Below are 19,696 nucleotides of genomic sequence, written 5' to 3'. Positions count from 1 at the left end.
ACTTAGCTTAGCCGTACCTAAGCTCGGAAGTGTGACGTTCGTTCAGGTTATGGACACGCGGTGTACCGGCACGCGGCTCGCGACGGTCACCCGCCGCTGATGACATGGCCGCATGTGCATGGGTTGCGGAGTTTCCCGACGCGGTTTCCTGCAGGCGGCGTCGGTGGCCGGCGCGGTGACGCTCGCGCCGGTGACGTTCGCGGAGGCGGCCGAGGGGCGGACCGAGACCAAGGTGCTGACCGGGCGGTTCGAGCCGGGCACGGCCGACTTCGTGTACCTGCCGGTGGAGGTCCCGGTCGGGGTGAGCCAGTTGTCGGTGGTCTACACCTATGACAAACCGGCCGTGCCCAGCGGGACGCCCGGCAACTCGTGCGACATCGGCATCTTCGACAACCGCGGCGCCGCGCTCGGCGGCAACGGCTTCCGCGGCTGGTCCGGCGGCTTCCGCGACCGCTTCTCGATCAGCCGCACCGAAGCCACCCCCGGCTACCTGCCCGGCGACATCACGCCCGGCACGTGGCACGTCGTGCTCGGCCCGTACACGATCGCGCCGCAGGGCCTGAACTACCGCGTCGAGGTGACCCTCGCCTACGGCCCCGCGGGCGCGCCGTACCGCCCGAACTACCCGTCCGAGCGCACCCGCACGCGCGGCCGCCGGTGGTACCGCGGCGACTGCCACCTGCACACGGTCCACTCCGACGGCAGGCGCCTGCCGTCCGAGGTGGCCGCCGGTGCGCGCGAGGCCGGGCTGGACTTCATCACCTCGACCGACCACAACACGTCGTCGTCGCACGGCGCGTGGGGCGAGTTCGCCGGCGACGACCTGCTGATCATGCTCGGCGAGGAGGTGACCACCCGCAACGGACACTGGCTCGCGCTCGGCGTGCGGCCCGGCCAGTTCGTCGACTGGCGGTACCGGTCCCGCGACGGCGAACTGCCCGAGTACCAGCGTGAGGTGCACCGTTCCGGTGGCCTCTGCGTCGCCGCGCACCCGTACTGCCCGTGGGTCGGGTGCAACTTCAAGTTCGGCTACGCCGGCTTCGACGCGGTCGAGGTGTGGAACGGCCCGTGGACGTGGGACGACGACGCCGCCGTGTCCGAATGGGACAACACCCTGGTGGAATCCGTGCGCGGCAAGGGAAGCTGGCTGCCCGCGATGGGCAACAGCGACGCGCACAACCCCGGCCAGACGATCGGCCTGCCGCAGACCGTCGTCCTCGCCGACGCGCTCACCCGGGACGCGATCCTCGACGGGATCAAGGCCGGGCGGAGCTGGATCGCCGAGTCGGCCGGTGTGGACCTGTCACTCGTCGCGACCGGACCGCGCGGGCAGGCCGCCGGCATCGGCGACCGTCTGGCCGTGGCCGCCGGGGACGAGGTGGCCGTGCGGCTGGACGTGTCGGGCGTGCCGAACGGGACCGTGCGCCTGATCACGGACGAGGGGCAGGTGTTCCAGCAGAGTCTTCCCGCTTCGGGAAGTGGCAGCGTGACGTGGCTGACCACGCCCGCGGTGTCGGCTTATGTGCGTGCTGAGGTACGTCACCCCCTTGCTGATGGTTCGGCGGGTGCTCCCGCCCTGTCGGCTGGTCTCAACTTCGGCGCCATGGCCGCGATGACGAACCCGATCTTCCTCGGCCGGGTGTGATCGCCGGTCGCCGTGACGGCTTCGCCGGTCGAAATCGCTGACCGGGTTGCACGGGCAGCTTCCGTGTCAGGACGAGGCCGCCCTGGGCCGGGGCTGCTCGTGGTCGCGGCGTGATTCCTGGCGTCACCTCCGGAGGGTGGCGCGGACGGCGTCGATGGTGTCCGCGTCGGCTGGGTCCTTGTCCGGGCGGTAGCGCACCACGCGCGCGAAACGCAGTGCCACACCGCCCGGGTAGCGGGTGCTGACCTGGGCGCCGTCCAGTTCGATCTCGACCACCAGTTCCGGCCGGACGTGGACCGTCCACTTGTCCCGGTGCGTCTCGATTTCCTGGAACGTCTTGGTCTGCCACGCGAGCAACTCGTCGGTGAGCCCCTTGAACGTCTTGCCCACCATGATCGGCGGGCCGCCGTCCGGGTCGCGTGCGCCGAGGTGCAGGTTCGACAGGTACCCCGTGCGGCGGCCGTGGCCCCACTCCGCGGCGAGGACGACGAGGTCGAGCGTGTGCACCGGCTTCACCTTCAGCCACGCCCGCCCCCGCCGCCCCGCCGCGTACGGCGAGTCGAGCGCTTTCACCATGACGCCCTCGTGCCCGGCGTCGAGGGCCGCCGCGAGGATCGCGCTCGGATCCGGCGGTTCGCTCCGCCCCGGGATGAGGTGCTCGCCGGCCGCCCGGCGCAGCGCCTCGTTGCGCTCCCGCAACGGCTTGTCCAGCAGGTCCGTGCCGTCCAGGTGCAAGCAGTCGAAGAAGTACGGTCGCAGCAGCAACGCGCGCACCTGCTCCTCGCGCGTGCTGCCGAACCGGCTCATCGTCTCCTGGAACGGCCGTGGCCTGCCGTCGTCGGTCAGCGCGAGCGTCTCGCCGTCGAGCACCACCGACCGGCAGGGCAGTGCTCGCACCAGAAACACCAGCTCGCCCACGTGCTGGGTGATCTCGCGCAGCGTTCGCGTGTAGACGTGCACCTCGTCGCCGTCGCGGTGCACCTGTATCCGCGCTCCGTCCATTTTGTACTCGACGATGGCGGACGGGTGCTCGCGCACCGCCTCGTCGAGCGATTCCGCCGGGGACGCCAGCATCGGCCGCAGCGGACGTCCCAGCTCGAGTCCGAAGCCGCCGAGCGCGGCCTCGCCGCCGGTGACCGCGGCCAGCGCGGTGACCGGCAGCCGCCCGGACAGCATGAACGCGCGCCGGACCGCTTCGGCGGGCACGTTCGCCGCCGCCGCGATCGCGTCGAGCATCACGCCTTCCAGCGCTCCCTGCCGCAGCTCGCCGGTGAGCAGGCGGAAGAGGAACTGCTGTTCGGCTTCGGTGGCCCGGGTGAACAGCCCGGTCAGCAGGCCGGACCGGCGCCTGGCCGACCCGCTGCCCGAAGCGGCACCCACTTCGCCGAGGGCGGCGTCGACCTCGGCCACTGTCAGATTCGGTTCGTCGGCCGGGCTCGCGCCCAGCTCGGCCAGCGTGCGCCAGCCCGTGCCGATCCGGCCCTGGGTGGGCCGGCCGGTCAGGAAAGCCACGACGGCGGGCAGTTCCCGCTCGTCCGCGCGGTTGAGCAGGTCCGCCAGCGTCGCGACCTTCGCCTTGCGCGAGCGGGTGGCCGCTAGCGAGGCGGAGGCTGTGACGACGTCGGCGAGGAGCATGCGGACATCATCTCTCCACCCACCGACAATTTCCGGGGACGCAGGACCACGGCGACCGCGCCCAGGCAGACGACGAGCCCGAGCAGACCACGCAGGGTGATCGAATCGCCGAACATGAGCCAGGCGAGCACCATCGTCGTAGGTGGTGTGAGGTACAGCAGGCTCGACACCGTCGTCACCGAGCTACGACGCAGGACCAGCCAGTAGCAGCCGTATCCCCCGAACGTGGAGAACACGATGACCCACCCGACCGCGACCCAGAAGTCCGGATCCGCCGGCGGAGTCAGGTCTCCGGTGAGCGCCGCGATGCCGGTGAACAGGACCGCGCTGGTCACGCACTGCACCACGAGGCCGTCCCAGAGCGGCACGGCGGACGCCGTCTTGCGTTCGATCAGGGTGGCGGCGACCAGGGCGAGCATCGACAGGAACGGCAGCGCGTAGGCCAGCGGCGGGGTGCCCGGGCGGCCGGACAGGTCGTCGCTCACCACCAGCGCCACCCCGGCCAGCCCGACGACCAGCCCGGCCCACCGCAGCGCCCCGGCGCGTTCGCCCAGCACGAACTGGCTGAGTACCACCGCCACGATCGGTTGCAGCGCGGCGATCAGCGCCGACGTCCCGGCCGCCACGCCGAGATCCGCCGCCGCGTACACGCCGTACAGGTAGGCGCCCTGGGAGAGCACGCCGAGACCGGCCTGGATCGCGGCGTCGCGGGGCCGCATCGAGCGGCGGCGGATGATCCACCACGCGCCCAGCAGCAGGCCCGCGGCGAGGAACCGCCAGGCCAGGAGCGCCACCGCGCCGCCGGAGTGGGCGCCCAGCGTCGCGCCCACGAAACCGGAGCTCCAGAACAGGACGAAACCGGTTCCGGCGACGACGTTCCCCCGCATGCGGCCTCCTTCGGTATACAGGTCGGTATAGCTACCGTAGCTATACCGGTCGGTGTACTGTCAAGTCGTGGAGACGGACAAGCCGCTGACCCCGGCCGCCGAACGGATCCTCACGGTCGCCGGGAAGCTGTTCTACGACAACGGGATCCACGCGGTGGGCGTGGACACGATCGCCGCCGAGGCCGGGGTGACCAAGAAGACCCTGTACGACCGGTTCGGTTCGAAGGCCGAGCTGGTCGCGCTCTACCTGTGGCGCCGGGACGTGCGGTGGCGCGAGCGGGTCCACTCGTTCGCCGGCCGCCGGTCGACGCCTGCTCGCCGGCTGCTGGCGGTGTTCGACGCGCTCGCGGACTGGCTCGCGACCGAGAACACGCGGGGCTGCGCGTTCGTCAACGCGCACGCCGAGCTGCCGGAGGCGGACCACCCGGGGCGCCAGGTGATCGCGGCGTCGAAACGGTGGTTGCTGGGCTACCTGCGGGACATCGCGGCGGAGGCGGGGGTGCGCAACCCCGCGCGGCTGGCGGAGGCGTTGCTGATCCTCGTCGAGGGGGCGACGGTGGCCGCGTCGCTCGACGTGACGCCGACGGCCGTGGCGACGGCGAAGCGGGTCGCGAAGTCGCTGATCGAGGAGGCGACCGGGAGCTGAGCGGACAGCCCGGAGAGCCGGGCAGGGCCGCCGACACCCAGCACATTCCCCGTCCCCAGCGGTAGGGCCCCGGTCACTGGGATGGCTCTTGCTCCGCCGCGCGGCCGAACCGTACCGTGGGCGGGCCGTGGTGCTCGGGAAGTCCGGTGTGAAACCGGCGCGGCCCTCGCCACTGTGAACGGGAAGTCCCGGCCCGGGACAGCCACTGGACGCGAGTCCGGGAAGGCGGGCCGCGGATGTCGATCCGAAGCCAGGAGACCGGCCACGGCACCGATTGGACCATCCACGAGGTGCTGGAAGGCGGTCTCCATGGGGACTTCACCCACCCTGTCCTGGCGCAGGCAGGACACCTACCGCACGGGCCTGTTGCTGCTGGCGATCGTCGTGTTGCACGCGGTCGCCTTCGGGATCCTCGCGTTGCTCGTGGTGCCCGGGCACTACGCCGTCGGCACGCAGGTGTTCGGCTTCGGGCTGGGGCTCACGGCCTACACGCTCGGCATGCGGCACGCGTTCGACGCCGACCACATCGCCGCGATCGACAACACCACCCGCAAGCTGATGGCCGAGGGCCAACGCCCGCTCTCCGTCGGGTTCTGGTTCGCCCTCGGGCATTCCACCGTGGTCGTCGTGCTGGCGGTGCTCGTCGCGATCGGCGCGAAGGGCATCCTGAGCTGGACCGAGGACGGCTCGTCCGCGCACCGGGTGCTCGGCCTCATCTCCACCGGCGCGTCCGGCGGGTTCCTGTACCTGATCGGCATCCTCAACCTGGTCGCGCTGATCGGGATCTGGAAGGTGTGGCGCGAGCTGCGTCGCGGCCGCTTCGACGAGGCCGAGCTGGAGGCCCGGCTCGACTCGCGCGGGTTCGTCAACCGCTTCCTCGGCCGGCTCACCCGCTCGATCCGCCGCCCCGGCCAGATGTACCTGGTCGGGCTGCTGTTCGGCGTCGGGTTCGACACCGCCACCGAGGTGCTCCTGCTGGCGCTCGCCGGGTCCGGCGCCGCGGCCGGCCTGCCCTGGTACGCGATCCTGTGCCTGCCGCTGCTGTTCGCGGCCGGGATGAGCCTGTTCGACACGCTCGACGGCACGTTCATGAACTTCGCCTACGACTGGGCCTTCGCCAACCCGGTCCGCAAGATCTACTACAACCTCACGATCACCGGCCTGTCCGTCGCGGTGGCGCTGGTCATCGGCACGATCGAACTGGTCGGCGTGGCCAGGGACGACCTGGGCTGGTCCGGCGCGCTGATCGACTGGATCGCCGACATCGAGCTGGACAACGTCGGCTACATCGTCGTCGGGTTGTTCGTCGTCGTGTGGGTGGCCGCCATCGCCTACTGGCGGCTCGCCCGCGTCGAGCACCGCTGGAGCTCAGCCGAGTGACGCCGCTCGCCCGTTCGAGTTGAGTGCGCTGGTCAGGTCCTCGCGGGCGCGGAACACGCGGGACCGGATGGTGCCGACCGCGCAGTCGCACACCTCCGCCGCGTCCGCGTAGGACAGCCCGATCACCTGCGTGAGCACGAACGCCTCCCGGCGCTCGGGCTCCAGCTCGGCGATCAGCTCGCGCAGCACGACGAGCCGGCCGTGGTCGGGCGTCCGGGCCCCGCTCTGCTCGGCGGTCGCCACCCAGTCCTCGACCTGGCTGGTCCGCGGGCGGCGGCGGGTCGTGCGCAGGTGGTCGGCCGCGACGCGCTTGGCGATGGACAGCAGCCACATCCGGGCGGGCGAGCGGCCGGCGAACGACGGCAGCGCGGCGAAGGCCCGCAGATAGGTCTCCTGCACCAGGTCCTCGGCCACACCGGGGTCGGACAGGTAGGTCAGCAGCCGGTGCAGCTGGCGCTGGGTCGCGGACACGAAACGCTCGGCGGCCGCCCGATCCCGCGTGCCGCCAGGAAGGCGTGCCGGGTGATCTCGTCGTCGTCCATTGCGCGTTCCTCCCAGTGCAGGCCCTGGCCGATGACCTTATGGCCAACCGGTCCCCGCGGTCGAAGGGGTGCGGGAACTATCCCGCGGGATAGGACGACCTGGCAGACATGGACTGTGCGACCGCGCGCGAGGCGATCTCGGCCACCCTCGACGGTGAGGACCCGGGGGTGGATCCGGCTGCGCTGGACGAGCACGTGACGCGCTGCGCGGCCTGCCTGGCCTGGCAGGACGAGGCGGCGGCGGTGACGCGGCTGGTGCGCCTGGAACCGGCCGCGGCGTCGCCGGACGTGGCCGGGCGCGTGCTCGACCACGCGCCCGCCCGGCCGGCCCGGCACGACTGGCCGCGGTGGGCGCTGGTGATCACCGCGGTCGCCCAGCTGTCCATTGTGGTGTCGCTGCTGTTCGTGCCGCAGCGGATGGGCGACGGGATGGTCGTCCAGCCCGGTTCGCACGTCGAGCACGAGGCCGCGGCGTTCAACTTCGCCATCGCGATCGCCCTGCTGTGGGCGGCCGCCAAGCCGCGCCAGGCGCGCAGCCAGCTGCCGGTCCTGCTCAGCTTCGCCGCCGTGCTGGCCGGGTTGTCCCTGTTCGACGTGCTCGGCGGCCGGGTCGGCTGGGAACGGCTGGCCAGCCACCTGCCGCTGCTGTTCGGCGTGGTCTGCGCGGTGCTGGTCGCGCGGCGCGAGGGCCGGTGGCCGTGGCCCGGCAACCGGGCGGGCGCCGAGCCGGTGGACCGGACCAGCCTCGACGAAACCGGCCGGGAACTCGCCGAGCCCGCCGACCGGTCGCGCGAGTATCAGCCGCCGGCGGCGCGGCGCAACGTCGCCTGATCGATGTCGTCCGTGGCGACCCAGCTGGCCAGCAGGCCCAGCGCCCGCTCCGACTCCGAGCCGGGCTCCGCCGTGTAGGTCACGATCGCCTGGTCCGGTTCGTCGGGCAGGCGCAGCGTCTCGTACCGCAGGTGCAGTTCCCCGACCAGCGGGTTGTGGATGCGCTTGTGGCCGTGGGCCTTGTCCCGCACGTGGTGGCTCGCCCACAGGCGGCGGAACGGGTCGCTGCGCAGCGACAGCTCACCGATCAGCTGGGCCAGCCGGGGATCGTCCGGGCACCGGCCCGCCTCGGCCCGCAGGTTCGCCACCACCTCCTCGCAGACCTGGTCGAACTCGGGGTGCAGGGTGCGAGCTTCGGCCTCGTTGAGGAAGAACAGCTTCGGCAGGTTGCGGTCCTCCGGCGGCAACGACCCGAAGTCGAACGCGATCGCGCCGCCCAGCGGGTTCCAGGCCAGCACGTCGAGGTAGCGGCCGAAGACGAAGGCGGGCACCGACATGGCGTCCAGCAGTTGCTGCAGGGCCGGGCGCACCTGCTGCACCGGGCATCGTCCGTTCCGCTTGCGCCGCTGCGTCGCGAGGTTGTGCAGGTAGGTGCACTCGTCCGGGTTGAGCCGCAACGCCCGGGCGAGCGAATCGAGCACCTCCTCCGACACGTTCCGCGCGCGGCCCTGCTCCAGACGGGTCAGGTAGTCGACGCTGATCCCGGCCAGCTGCGCCAGTTCCTCCCGGCGCAGCCCGGCGACGCGCCGCCGCGTCACACCCTGCGGCAGGCCGAGGTCGCGCGGGTCCAGCGCCGCGCGGCGCGCCTTGAGGAACGCCCCCAGTTCAGCTCCGTCCATGCCTCCAGTATCCGGATGCGGCGACCGCGTTGCCTGGTACTGCCAGACCCAGGTCGAGCGTTGCCTGGTCCGGACCTCCCACCGGCGGGAACGTGGTCGGCACAGGCACCACGAGGGAGGAACTCGAAATGCGACGACGGATTCTCGGCGGCACCGGCATCGAGGTCAGCGAGTACACGCTGGGCGCGATGATGTTCGGCGCGTGGGGCAACCGCGACCACGACGAATCGGTCCGGATGATCCACACCGCGCTCGACGCGGGCATCAACTTCGTCGACACCGCCGACATCTACTCCGACGGCGAGAGCGAGGTGATCGTCGGCAAGGCGCTCAAGGGGCGCCGCGACGACGTCGTGCTGGCGACCAAGGGGCACTTCTACGGCCTCGGCGGCTCCGGCAGCAACTCGCGGCGCTGGCTGACCAAGGCGCTGGACGCCAGCCTGCGGCGGCTGGGCGTCGACCACGTCGACCTCTACCAGGTGCACCGCCCCGACCACACCACCGACATCGACGAGACCCTGTCCGCGCTGTCGGACTTCGTGCGGGCCGGCAAGGTGCGCGCGATCGGCTCGTCGGTCTTCCCGGCCGAGCAGATCGTCGAGGCGCAGTGGGTGGCCGAGCGGCGCGGGCACGTGCGGTTCCGCACCGAGCAGCCGCCGTACTCGATCCTCAACCGGGGCATCGAGGGGCACGTCCTGCCGACCGCGCAGCGCTACGGCATGGGCGTGCTGACCTGGGGCCCGCTGTCGTCGGGCTGGCTGTCCGGGCGGTACTCGACGGCGTCCGATGTGGACCTGCAGGCCGGCCGGGTGGCGTTGCAGAACCACAAGTTCGACCCGGCCCTGCCCGGCAACGCGGCGAAGCTGGCGGCGACCAACGAGCTGAAGAAGGTCGCCGCCGACCTGGGCCGCCCGCTGACGCACCTGGCGCTCGCGTTCGTGCGCTCGCACCCGGCGGTCACCTCGGCGATCATCGGCCCGCGCACGCCGGAGCAGCTCGCCGACCTGCTGGCCGGCGCGGACCTGGTGCTGGACGACGACGTGCTGGACCGGATCGACGAGATCGTCCCGCCGGGCGTCGACCTCAACGCGGTCGACCCCGACTACACCCCGCCCGCGCTCGCGGACAAGTCCCTGCGCCGCCGCTGACCGGCCGTGGCGGCCACCCGGCGCCCGGGTGGCCGCCACCGCTCACTTGCCGCCGCGCGCCATCCGGAGCACGTCGAGGGCCTCGTCGAGCTGGGCCTCGGTGAGCTTGCCCTGCTCGAGGTAGCCGCGCTCGATGACGACCTCGCGGATCGTCTTCAGCTCCTTGAGCGCCTGCTTCGCGACCGCGGCCGCCTCCTCGTAACCGATGTACTTGTTGAGCGGCGTCACGATCGACGGGCTGCCTTCGGCGTAGGCCTTGGTGCGCTCTTCGTTGACCGTGATCCCGGCGATCACCTTGTCGGCCAGCAGGCGCGACACCGCGGCCAGCAGCCGCGCCGATTCCAGCACGTTGCGCGCGATGACCGGCAGGTTCACGTTGAGCTGGAAGTTCCCCTGGGAACCGGCGTAGGCCACCGCCGCGTCGTTGCCGATCACCTGCGCGACCACCTGCAGCGTCGCCTCCGGGATGACCGGGTTGACCTTGCCCGGCATGATCGACGACCCCGGCTGCAGGTCCGGCAGCTGGAGCTCGGCCAGCCCGGTGCGCGGGCCCGAGCCCAGCCACCGCAGGTCGTTGGCGATCTTGGCCAGCGACACCGCGACCGTGCGCAGGTGGCCGGAGGTCTCGACCACGCTGTCCTGGCTGGCCTGCGCCTCGAAGTGGTTGCGGGCCTCGGTCAGCGGCAGCCCGGTGACCTTCGCCAGCTCCTCGGCCACCGCCGCGCCGAAGCCGTCCGGCGCGTTCAGGCCGGACCCGACCGCGGTGCCGCCGATCGGCAGCTCACCCAGTCGTCCCAGCCCGGACTCCAGCCGCTCGATGCCGAAGCGGACCTGCGCCGCCCACGCCCCGGCCTCCTGGCCCAGCGTGATCGGCACGGCGTCCATCAGGTGCGTGCGGCCGGACTTGACGATGTCCTGCCATTCCTGCGCGCGGCCCTCGATGGTCTCGGCGAGGTGCTGCAACGCCGGGATCACGTCGGTCAGCACGGCCTCGGTGGCGGCGATGTGGATCGTCGTCGGGAACGTGTCGTTCGACGACTGCGAGGCGTTGACGTGGTCGTTCGGGTGCACGTCACCGCCCAGGGCCCGGCTCGCCAGTGTCGCGATGACCTCGTTGGCGTTCATGTTCGACGACGTGCCGGACCCGGTCTGGAAGACGTCGATGGGGAAGTGCGCGTCGTGCCTGCCCTCGGCCACCTCGTCGGCGGCCGCGGCGATCGCGTTCGCCAGGTCGCCCTCCAGCACGCCGAACCGGGCGTTGACCCGCGCCGCGGCGGCCTTGAGCAGGCCGAGCGCACGGATCTGGGCGCGCTCGAGGCCCCGGCCGGAGATCGGGAAGTTCTCGACGGCGCGCTGGGTCTGGGCCCGGTACAGCGCGTCGACGGGCACCTTCACCTCGCCCATCGTGTCGTGTTCGATCCGGTATTCCTGTTCAGCCATAACCCGAGTCTGGCCCGTCCGCCGGGCGCTCGCTCCGTGTGTTTGCGCACCCGGAATGGTTAGATCGGAGGTGAGGTGGATCACGGCGAAAGGGCGGTCGATCCATGGATCTGTCAGTGGACGTGCTGATCGTGGGGGCGGGCCCGACCGGTCTGTTCGCCGCGTACTACGCCGGGTTCCGCGGGCTGTCGATGGCGGTCGTCGACTCGCTGCCCGAAGCCGGCGGTCAGGTCACCGCGATGTACCCGGAGAAGCTGATCTACGACGTCGGCGGGTTCCCCGCGGTGCGCGGCCGGGACCTGGTCAAGGGGCTGGTCGAGCAGGCTGCGCCGTGGCAGCCGCACTACCTGCTCGGGCGCAAGGCCGAGGAGCTGCGCCGCGGGAACGACGGGCTGGACGTGGTGCTCGACGGCGGTGAGGTCGTGCACGCCCGCGCGGTGCTGATCACCGCCGGGATCGGCGAGTTCACCCCGCGCCCGCTGCCCGCCGGGGACGGCTGGCTCGGCCGCGGCATGGTCCACTTCGTGCCCTCGCTGGACGCGCACGCGGGGCAGGACGTCGTGGTCGTCGGCGGCGGGGACTCGGCGTTCGACTGGGTGCTGGCGCTGCACCCGCTGGCCGCCAGCGTGACGCTGGTGCACCGGCGGGCCAAGTTCCGCGCCGCCGAGTCGATCGTCACGCAGGCCCGTGAGCTGGGGGTGCGGATCATCACCGACGCCGAGGTCACGGCCCTGCGGGAGGGGCCGGACGGCGCGCTCGCCGAGGTCGAGGTGCGGGTCAAGGACGAGGAGCCGATCCGGCTGCCGGCCCAGGCGGTGGTGGCCGCGCTCGGGTTCACCGCCGACCTCGGGCCGATCGAGAACTGGGGACTGGACATCCACCAGCGCGCCATCCGGGTCGACTCGACGATGGCGACCGGCGTGGAGCGGGTGTTCGCGGCCGGGGACGTCGCCGCGTACCCGGGCAAGGTGAAGCTCATCGCGACCGGGTTCGGCGAGGCCGCGACCGCGATCAACAACATCGCCGTCACCCTGGACCCCGAGGCGCACCTGTTCCCCGGGCACTCCAGCAATCTGTGAGGTCAGGCGGGCGGCGGTGGCGTCGGCGTCGGGCTCGGTGTGGGTGCCGGCGTGGGCGTCGGCGTGGGGGTCGGCGCCGGGGTGGGCGCCGGTGCCGGGGTGGGCGGCGGTGGTGGCGCGGTCTGCTCGGTGATCCACTTCGCGTGGGCCACGGCCGAGGTGTAGATCGACGGCGCCGTCGTGCACGCCGGATCGTTGTTGCCGGAGCGGCTGGTCAGGCCCAGCAGCAGCCACCGGTCACCGGCGCGGACCAGCTCCGGCCCGCCCGAGTCGCCGTAGCAGGCGCCCGCCTTGCCACCGGGCGAGTCGGTGCACAGCTCGGTGAGCGGGTCGATGGCGGCGCAGCGGGCCGCGTCGACCAGGGTCGTGTCCAGTTGCTGCAGGTCGACGGGCGCGGAGCCGCAACCCGGTGTCGGGCACAGCTGGCCCCAGCCCAGCAGCCGCACCGACGTGCCGACCGACGTCGAGGTGCCGAGCCCGACCGGCGTGGCCTGCACCGGGCTCGCCAGGTGGACCAGGGCGATGTCGCCGCCCGGCCCGTACGGGTTGAAGCTCGGGTGCGTGATCACCCGGTCCGGCTGCGCGACCTCACCGCCCTGCGTCCGGTCGTTGCTGCCGATCCGGGCGGTGAAGGTGTTCGCGGGCTGGTCCTGGACGCAGTGCGCCGCGGTCAGCAGCCACTGCGGCGCGATCAGCGACGCGCCGCAGAAGTGCCGGCCCGCGGTCGTCTGCAGCGACGCGACGAACGAGTAGGGCTGGTCGGCGGACACCCCGCCGACCAGGTCCGGCCGGGCCGCCGCCGAGCCCGCGACCCCACCGAGGGCGAGCAGGCAGGCGGCGGCCATCAGCAGGAGACGTTTCACGGCAGCGGTGGCACCACGTCGTCGTCGGGGGCCTCGGTCAGGACGCCGTCGAAGTCGACGGAGGAGTACGCGCGGAGCTTGGTCAGGCGGTGGTAGCCGTCGATCAGCCGCACCGTGCCGGACTTGGACCGCATCACGATCGACTGGGTCGTCGCGCCGCCGGAGCGGTAGTGCACGCCACGCAGCAGGTCACCGTCGGTCACGCCGGTCGCGCAGAAGAACACGTTGTCGCCGCGCACCAGGTCGTCGGTGGTGAGCACCCGGTCGAGGTCGTGCCCGGCGCCGATGGCCTTCTCGCGCTCGGCGTCGTCCTTCGGCCACAACCGGCCCTGCAGCTCGCCGCCCAGGCACTTCATCGCGCAGGCGGTGATGATGCCCTCCGGCGTGCCGCCGATGCCGAGCAGCATGTCGACACCGGTGGTCGGGCGGGCCGCGGCGATCGCGCCCGCCACGTCACCGTCGGAGATGAACCGGATCCGGGCGCCCGCCTCGCGGACCTCCTTGACCAGCTTCTCGTGCCGCGGCCGGTCCAGGATGCAGACCGTCACGTCCGAGACCTCGGTGTGCTTGGCCTTCGCGACCCGGCGGATGTTCTCCGCGATCGGCGCGGACAGGTCCACCACACCCGCGGCCTCCGGGCCCACGGCCAGCTTCTCCATGTAGAAGACCGCCGACGGGTCGAACATCGCGCCGCGCTCGGCGACCGCGAGGACCGCCAGCGCGTTCGGCATGCCCTTCGACATCAGGGTCGTGCCGTCGATCGGGTCCACCGCGACGTCGCAGGCCGGGCCGTCCCCGTTGCCCACCTCTTCGCCGTTGTAGAGCATCGGGGCTTCGTCCTTCTCGCCCTCGCCGATGACGACGACACCGCGCATCGACACGGTCGAGATCAGCTGCCGCATCGCGTCGACGGCCGCACCGTCGCCGGCGTTCTTGTCGCCCTTGCCGACCCAGCGGCCGGCCGCCATCGCGGCGGCCTCGGTGACGCGCACCAGCTCCATCGCGAGGTTGCGATCCGGCGCTTCCTTGCGTCTCGTCGTGCTCGGGGACGGGGTGCCGCTGGTCATTGCTGCCCTCCAGGGTCGTGCTGGCGCGGGTAACGATTCTCTCAGACTCGCGCGGGCTCGCAGGGCAGCGTCGTGATGGCGAATGTCACCCTTCGTCGCTGTTTGCGTCCTCGACGGACTTCAGCGCGTCCTCGATGCGCTCGCGGGCCCCGTCCAGGTGACGCTCGCACAGCTTGGCGAGGTGCTCGCCCTTCTCCCACAGCGCGAGCGACTGTTCCAGGGACAGGCCGCCCGCCTCCAGCTCGCGGACGACCTCGATGAGCTGGTCGCGGGCCTGTTCATAGCCGAGTTCTTCGGTCACCGGGTTGTGCTCCTCGCGGGTCGACGAGCGCACACTACCGCGCTCGCCATCGCGTGGTCGTAACCGGCGAAGGCGGTGGCGAACTCCTGGCCGTCACCCTCGGTGATCGCCAGCTCGATGGACCCCTGCGCCTGCGCGACCCGCCTGCGGTGCGGCGCGCCCTCGTTGAACCACCACCGCACACCGACGTACGCCGAGGTCGCTTCCGACAGCTGCCGCAGGCGGGTGTCCAGGTCCCAGCGGCCGGGCACGGCGCACCCGGCCAGCAGCGACGCCCAGCAGGCGCCGGCCGCGGCCTCGGCGGCGCCGGCCCGGTCGAGGACGGCCTGTGCGCCGGCCCGCGCCGCGGCGTCGGTGGTGAGCGGGAGGAACGTCGCTCGAGCGGAACGCAGCACTTCCTACTCTCCTGGTTCGGTGGATCGCGCGACCGCGTGCACGGCTCCGTCGACGATGCGCACGCGCAGCGGAGTTCCCTCCGCTACTTCAGAGATGTGCCGGAGCACCTGGAGGTTGCCTGCGTCGTCGCGGTATTGCACGACCGCGTACCCGCGTTCGAGCGTCGCCGCCGGTCCGAGCGCGGTCAGCTTGCCCCGCGCGCCCGCGATGGCGGCCTGCTCGTGCGAGACCAGGTTGAGCACCGCGCGCCGGCCGCGTTCCCGGTGCAGCTCGATCTCGTCGGCGCGGCGGTTGATCGGGCCCAGCGGGTCGGCCAGCACCGGGCGGCTGCGCAGCTGGTCGAGCAGGCGGCACTGGGTGTCCACCCAGCCGTGCAGCGCGCGGCGGGCCCGGTCGCGCATCTGCCGGACGCGCTCGGCCTCCTCCTTCACGTCCGGCACGACGCGCTTGCCGGCGTCGGTCGGGGTCGAGCAGCGCACGTCGGCGACGTGGTCCAGCAGCGGGGTGTCCGGTTCGTGCCCGATCGCGCTGACCACCGGGGTCCGGGCGGCGGCGACCGCGCGGCACAGGGTCTCGTCGGAGAACGGCAGCAGGTCCTCGACGCTGCCGCCGCCGCGCGCGATGACGATGACCTCGACCGACGGGTCGGCGTCGAGCATCTGCAGCGCCTTGACGATCTGCGGCACCGCCTGCACGCCCTGCACCGCGGTGTTGACCACCTGGAACGGCGCGGCGGGCCATCGGTTGTGCGCGTTGACCAGCACGTCCCGTTCGGCGGCGGACGCGCGGCCGGTGATCAGGCCGATGCCCTTGGGCAGGAACGGCAGGCGGCGCTTGCGTTCCTTGGCGAACAGGCCCTCGGCGGCGAGCAAGCGGCGCAGCCGTTCGATGCGGGCGAGCAGCTCACCGATGCCGACGGCGCGGATCTCGGTGGCGCGCAGCGAGATGGTGCCGCGGCCCAGGTAGAACGTCGGTTTGGCGTAGACGACCACGCTCGCGCCGTCCCGCAGCGGCGGTTCGATGCCACGCAGCAGGCCGGTCGGGCAGGTGACGGTCATGGAGACGTCGGCGGCCGGGTCGCGCAGGGTGAGGAACGCGGTCTGCGTGCCGGGGCGGGCGTTGATCTGGGTGACCTGGCCCTCGACCCAGACCGAGCCGAGCCGGTTGATCCACTCGGCGATCTTGCGCGCGACCGTGCGCACCGGCCACGGGTTCTCCGCGGTGGTGGGTTCGGCGCTCACTCCGCCTCGGCGTCCCCGGCGGCGTTGGCGCGCTGCACGTTGGTGATGCGGCGGGCCAGCATGCCGACGAACTGCGCCCGGTTGGCGTGGGCGCGCTCATACTCCAGCAGCTCCTCGAGCTCCGCGAGGGAGAAGCGGCGCAGGCGGGCGCGCAGCTGCGGCAGGGTGAGCTCGTCGTAGTTGGCCAGACCGAGGGGGCCGTCGGCAGTGCCGGCCGGGCTGTCGAACTCGCCTTCGGCGTGCTCTTCGCCCAGGGCGCGTTCCTCCTGTTCCCAGGGGCTGTCGCCGACGTCGGTGAGCACCGCGTCCGCGCGGTGGCCGTTGAGGTCGGTGCGCGGCTGGCCGGACTCGGCGGACTGGCCGGCCGGCTGGTCGGCGGGGAGGTCCTCGTCGAAGGTGGCCCAGCTCGGGGTGTCCTCGACGGGGCGCAGCGAGGCGAGGGCGTCGTCACCGCGGATGGCCAGCTCGGTGATCTGCTGCTGCATGCGCATGGAGAACTGGAGCACGCCGGAGATCACCGTGACCGGCAGCCCGAGCAGGGTTTTGGGCAGGTCGCGGGCGCGTTCGGCGGCGGTCACGGCCAGGCCCGCCGCGACGCGGAGGGGAAGCGGGAGTGGCTTCATGGGTACAGCGTGCCGCACCTTGGCGGTTCAGCCCAACCGGCGCGGCGTGGCGACGTGACGGGATGCACACGAATCGGGTGGTGGGTGCCCGGTGGGGGCGGGGTGCGGGTGCCGGGCGGCCCGTACCCTGGAGCTATGACTGCTGTCTCCGAGCCCGTCAAGCGTGTGTTGCTGGCCAAGCCGCGTGGCTACTGCGCCGGCGTCGACCGCGCCGTGGTCGCCGTGGAGAAGGCCCTGGAGCTGTACGGGCCGCCGGTGTACGTGCGCAAGGAGATCGTGCACAACCGGCACGTGGTCGAGTCGCTGCGTGAGCGCGGGGTCATCTTCGTCGAGGAGACGTCCGAGGTGCCCGAGGGCGAGCTGGTCGTGTTCTCGGCGCACGGGGTGTCGCCGGCCGTGCGCGCGGAGGCGAAGGAGCGCAACCTGCGCACGATCGACGCGACGTGCCCGCTGGTGACGAAGGTGCACAAGGAGGTCAACCGGTTCGCCGGTCAGGACTACGACATCCTGCTGATCGGGCACGAGGGCCACGAGGAGGTCGAGGGCACCGCCGGTGAGGCGCCGACGCACGTCCAGCTGGTCGACACGGCCGAGGACGCGGCGAAGGTCGAGGTGCGGGACCCGTCGAAGGTGGTGTGGTTGTCGCAGACCACGTTGAGCGTGGACGAGACGATGGAGCGCGTCGACCAGCTGAAGGACCGCTTCCCGAACCTGGCGGACCCGCCCAGCGACGACATTTGTTACGCGACGTCCAACCGGCAGACGGCGGTGAAGGCGATGGCGCCGGAGTGTGATCTGGTGCTGGTCGTCGGGTCGAAGAACTCGTCGAACTCGCAGCGCCTGGTGGAGGTCGCCAAGCAGGCCGGCGCCCGGGACGCGCACCTGATCGATTTTGCTCACGAGGTCGACGAGGCGTGGCTGCAGGACGTGACGACGGTCGGCGTGACGAGTGGTGCGTCGGTGCCGGACGTGCTGGTGATGGACCTGCTGACCTGGCTGTCCGAACGCGGCTGGGGCGAGGTGCAGGAAGTGACGACCGCCAACGAGAAGATCGCGTTCGCCCTACCGCGCGAGCTGCGCAGCGTCTGAGCGTCGGATCGCTTCCGGCAGGCCCCAGCGACCGCCTGGTTCGCGTGGTGGCTGGGTGCTTGGGTGAGCTGCTTTCGGTAGGTGCGGGTTTCGAGTGCCCGGGACAGTTTCGTCCCGGGCACTTGTCACGTCCGGCCCTGCGGATGGGAAGCGCACTTTGGGCGCGCGGATGGCAAGTCCCCACGCCGAGTTCGTCCCCTCCGGCCTCGTATACGCGATCCGCAACCGACCGTGATGCCCACACGACCGTGCCCCACCCCGCTGAGCCCGGAAACCAACTCCTCACCCGACAGCCAGTGGGCCTTCCCCAGCCCTAGCGATCGTGAGCATGTCTACTCCACGCCTGCTGTTGCTCGACGACATCCGCCGTCAAGTCGCATGCTGTTTCAAGGCATCCGACTCCAGCCGGATGCTGTTTCAGGACAGGCGAGTGTTTCAACTCCAAGACAGGCGAGTTCTCCGGTGCTTGTGCCGGGAGGCGCATCCAGCGGCGGTCAGGAGTCGTCGCGGCGGGGTGGGTCCCGCCGTGCCCAGAGGCCTTCGAGCCAGGTCCCGCCGGCCGGGTAGTCCCGGCGCACCCAGGGTCGCGTTCCCCTGGGGCATGCAGTCGGGGCTGAGGCCGTTGCCCTCCTGGACGCCTGCGGCCCGGAGCTGAAGTCATGCCCCCGGGACGCTGTTGCCCAGTGCTCCGGTTCCGCTCAGGGGGTGTGGTTCTCGGTGCTCCGGTTCCGCCCAGGGGGTGTGGTTCTCGGTGCTCCGGTCTCGGCCCGAGGGGGCGTCGCCCGGTGTTCAGGGCTCGCCTCAGGGGCGTGTTCCCGTGCTCCGGTCTCGCCCCAGGGGGCGCGTCGCCCGGTGTTCAGGCCTCGCCCCAGGGGGAGCGTCGCCCGGTGTTCAGGCTTCGTCGTCCCAGGGGCGGCGGCGTGGGGTGCCTCCGCGACGGCCCTCGGGCGCTCGGCGTGGGTCGCCGGCTCGTGGGGGGACCCGGCGGGGGCGGTCGGCCGCGGGGCCGCCGGTGCGTGGCTCCCCGGCGCGGCGGTCGGCGTCCTCCGGCGGTACGGCGCGCTGCCGCGGGCGGCGCCCCGGAGGCGGGGTCTTCGCGCCCCGGGCAGCGGCGTCACGGCGCGGGTCGTCCTCCGCCGGGCGGCGCGCACCGCCGTCCGCGCCCCGACGCCCACGTCGCGGCGCCTCATCCGCGGCGCGGCGCGCATCGTCCTCGGGCGGGCGGCGTCCAGGGCGCCGACCAGCCACACCACGCGCCGCCGCGACCGCACCCGCGGCACGGCCCTGCCCCGCAGGGCGGTCCGCACCAGAGCCGGAGCCCGCACCGGAGCCAGAACCGGCACCAGAACCAGAGCCCGCACCGGAGCCGGGACGCCCGTCGGCCGGGCGGCGGCCACGCGGCGCGTCACCCCGCGCGGCACCGCCACGTCCCGCACCGCCGGGACGCTTCGGGTCCGTGGGCCGCTTGTCGCTCGCCTTCGGCGCCGCGTCCGGGTTGCGTTCGCGGTAGATCCGGACGATGCCCAGCACCAGCGTGCAGCCGGTCGTGATCGCCATGGTCGGGAACCCGTTGATCAGCGGTGTGCCGACGGCCAGCGCGCGCGTCAGCATGTCGCTGTTGTCCGGCAGCCCGGAGACCAGCAGCACCACCCCGGGCACGGTGATCCCCAGGACCAGCGGGGGCTGCACCATCGGCCCGAACAGGCTGCGCCGCTGCACCCCCGCCACAGCGCCCACCGCGCCGACGAAGTACGCGCCCTTGAACAGCCAGCCGAGCGTGTTCTGCGTCTGCATGTCGATGACCGCACCGATCACCGCCAGCCCGAACGCGAGGAGCACGGCACCCCACCACGGCAAGCCGCGGCGTTCCCCGACGATGGGACGCTGATCCCACGGCACCGGGATGTCGTCGGCGTCGGAATCGCTCCGGCGATCGGGAATGGCGGTCACGAGGCAACACCGTAACCTGTAGCCGGCCCCAACGGCTCCCCATCCCGCGGAGGTTGCGGTTCAGACCACTGGATCGGCCCACCCGGCACCCGCC

Annotated in this window: 18 protein-coding genes, 1 pseudogene and 1 riboswitch; of the genes and pseudogenes, 7 read left to right on the top strand and 12 right to left on the bottom strand. The window is 72.2% G+C overall.

The window, feature by feature from the left end:
- Window positions 1–112 precede the first annotated feature (112 nt).
- Window positions 113–1,645, top strand: coding sequence for a CehA/McbA family metallohydrolase (locus L1857_RS32265; RefSeq protein WP_240323373.1), 1,533 nt, complete (start codon window positions 113–115; stop codon window positions 1,643–1,645).
- Between the two features lie 123 nt (window positions 1,646–1,768).
- Here the strand turns inward: L1857_RS32265 and L1857_RS32260 are convergent, their stop codons facing one another.
- Together L1857_RS32260 and L1857_RS32255 are read right to left on the bottom strand one after the other, a co-directional pair.
- Window positions 1,769–3,280 carry an ATP-dependent DNA ligase gene (locus tag L1857_RS32260; protein ID WP_116113567.1) on the bottom strand — a complete coding sequence of 504 codons (1,512 nt, stop codon included), beginning with the start codon at window positions 3,278–3,280 and terminating at the stop codon, window positions 1,769–1,771.
- Window positions 3,241–4,167, bottom strand: a complete 927-nt coding sequence (locus tag L1857_RS32255) for a DMT family transporter (protein ID WP_249467195.1) — start codon at window positions 4,165–4,167, stop codon at window positions 3,241–3,243. The genes L1857_RS32260 and L1857_RS32255 overlap by 40 nt, the downstream gene beginning before the upstream one ends.
- A 67-nt stretch (window positions 4,168–4,234) precedes the next feature.
- Here L1857_RS32255 and L1857_RS32250 point away from each other — a divergent pair, with 67 nt between their 5' ends.
- Both L1857_RS32250 and nicT read left to right on the top strand, forming a co-directional pair.
- Complete coding sequence (locus tag L1857_RS32250) at window positions 4,235–4,813, top strand: TetR/AcrR family transcriptional regulator (protein ID WP_094004702.1); 579 nt, start codon at window positions 4,235–4,237, stop codon at window positions 4,811–4,813.
- A gap of 111 nt (window positions 4,814–4,924) precedes the next feature.
- A riboswitch (cobalamin riboswitch) is annotated at window positions 4,925–5,094 on the top strand.
- Window positions 5,095–5,140: 46 nt separating this feature from the next.
- A complete protein-coding gene (gene nicT / locus L1857_RS32245; protein ID WP_116113584.1) occupies window positions 5,141–6,193 on the top strand; it encodes a Nickel transporter NicT in 1,053 nt (350 codons plus the stop codon).
- Here nicT and L1857_RS32240 read toward each other — a convergent pair.
- Window positions 6,182–6,735: pseudogene (locus tag L1857_RS32240) on the bottom strand (sigma-70 family RNA polymerase sigma factor). The gene nicT and the pseudogene L1857_RS32240 sit on opposite strands and share 12 nt — an antisense overlap.
- A gap of 108 nt (window positions 6,736–6,843) precedes the next feature.
- Here L1857_RS32240 and L1857_RS32235 point away from each other — a divergent pair.
- The gene (locus tag L1857_RS32235; RefSeq protein ID WP_094004704.1) at window positions 6,844–7,566 is read left to right on the top strand and encodes a zf-HC2 domain-containing protein; all 723 of its coding nucleotides are present in this window, start codon (window positions 6,844–6,846) and stop codon (window positions 7,564–7,566) included.
- Here L1857_RS32235 and L1857_RS32230 read toward each other — a convergent pair.
- Window positions 7,533–8,405 carry a helix-turn-helix domain-containing protein gene (locus L1857_RS32230; RefSeq protein ID WP_094004705.1) on the bottom strand — a complete coding sequence of 291 codons (873 nt, stop codon included), beginning with the start codon at window positions 8,403–8,405 and terminating at the stop codon, window positions 7,533–7,535. The genes L1857_RS32235 and L1857_RS32230 overlap by 34 nt on opposite strands.
- A gap of 128 nt (window positions 8,406–8,533) precedes the next feature.
- Here L1857_RS32230 and L1857_RS32225 point away from each other — a divergent pair, with 128 nt between their 5' ends.
- On the top strand, window positions 8,534–9,553 hold the full coding sequence (locus L1857_RS32225) for an aldo/keto reductase (RefSeq protein WP_116113576.1): 1,020 nt from the start codon (window positions 8,534–8,536) through the stop codon (window positions 9,551–9,553).
- A 42-nt stretch (window positions 9,554–9,595) separates the two neighbouring features.
- Here L1857_RS32225 and L1857_RS32220 read toward each other — a convergent pair whose 3' ends face one another.
- On the bottom strand, window positions 9,596–10,993 hold the full coding sequence (locus tag L1857_RS32220) for a class II fumarate hydratase (protein WP_116113579.1): 1,398 nt from the start codon (window positions 10,991–10,993) through the stop codon (window positions 9,596–9,598).
- Window positions 10,994–11,097: 104 nt separating this feature from the next.
- On the opposite strand from L1857_RS32220, the gene L1857_RS32215 reads away from it, so the two are divergent.
- Window positions 11,098–12,072, top strand: coding sequence for an NAD(P)/FAD-dependent oxidoreductase (locus L1857_RS32215; RefSeq protein WP_162830607.1), 975 nt, complete (start codon window positions 11,098–11,100; stop codon window positions 12,070–12,072).
- 2 nt (window positions 12,073–12,074) lie between these two features.
- On the opposite strand, the gene L1857_RS32210 is transcribed toward L1857_RS32215, so the two are convergent.
- From L1857_RS32210 to L1857_RS32185, 6 genes are all read right to left on the bottom strand, one after another.
- Window positions 12,075–12,935 (bottom strand): S1 family peptidase, encoded by an 861-nt coding sequence (locus L1857_RS32210; protein WP_249467191.1) that lies wholly within the window; start codon window positions 12,933–12,935, stop codon window positions 12,075–12,077.
- Complete coding sequence (glpX, locus tag L1857_RS32205; protein ID WP_094004709.1) at window positions 12,932–14,002, bottom strand: class II fructose-bisphosphatase; 1,071 nt, start codon at window positions 14,000–14,002, stop codon at window positions 12,932–12,934. The genes L1857_RS32210 and glpX overlap by 4 nt, the downstream gene beginning before the upstream one ends.
- Window positions 14,003–14,087: 85 nt before the next feature.
- Window positions 14,088–14,303, bottom strand: a complete 216-nt coding sequence (locus L1857_RS32200; protein ID WP_094004710.1) for an exodeoxyribonuclease VII small subunit — start codon at window positions 14,301–14,303, stop codon at window positions 14,088–14,090.
- The gene (locus L1857_RS32195) at window positions 14,300–14,698 is read right to left on the bottom strand and encodes a hypothetical protein (protein WP_094004711.1); all 399 of its coding nucleotides are present in this window, start codon (window positions 14,696–14,698) and stop codon (window positions 14,300–14,302) included. Before L1857_RS32195 ends, L1857_RS32200 begins: the two co-directional genes overlap by 4 nt.
- Before the next feature lie 3 nt (window positions 14,699–14,701).
- Window positions 14,702–15,940, bottom strand: coding sequence for an exodeoxyribonuclease VII large subunit (gene xseA, locus L1857_RS32190; protein WP_249467188.1), 1,239 nt, complete (start codon window positions 15,938–15,940; stop codon window positions 14,702–14,704).
- Window positions 15,937–16,563, bottom strand: coding sequence for a lipid droplet-associated protein (locus L1857_RS32185; protein WP_116115141.1), 627 nt, complete (start codon window positions 16,561–16,563; stop codon window positions 15,937–15,939). Before L1857_RS32185 ends, xseA begins: the two co-directional genes overlap by 4 nt.
- A gap of 135 nt (window positions 16,564–16,698) precedes the next feature.
- On the opposite strand from L1857_RS32185, the gene L1857_RS32180 reads away from it, so the two are divergent.
- Window positions 16,699–17,652 carry a 4-hydroxy-3-methylbut-2-enyl diphosphate reductase gene (locus tag L1857_RS32180; RefSeq protein WP_094004714.1) on the top strand — a complete coding sequence of 318 codons (954 nt, stop codon included), beginning with the start codon at window positions 16,699–16,701 and terminating at the stop codon, window positions 17,650–17,652.
- 891 nt (window positions 17,653–18,543) lie between these two features.
- Here L1857_RS32180 and L1857_RS32175 read toward each other — a convergent pair.
- Window positions 18,544–19,602 (bottom strand): DUF6542 domain-containing protein, encoded by a 1,059-nt coding sequence (locus L1857_RS32175; RefSeq protein WP_094004715.1) that lies wholly within the window; start codon window positions 19,600–19,602, stop codon window positions 18,544–18,546.
- Between the last annotated feature and the right edge of the window lie 94 nt (window positions 19,603–19,696).

Source organism: Amycolatopsis thermalba (genome assembly GCF_023376025.1).
Classification (GTDB): Bacteria; Actinomycetota; Actinomycetes; order Mycobacteriales; family Pseudonocardiaceae; genus Amycolatopsis_E; species Amycolatopsis_E thermalba.
Note: the sequence above shows the minus strand (reverse complement) of the source record. Positions and strands in the feature narration are given on the sequence as shown.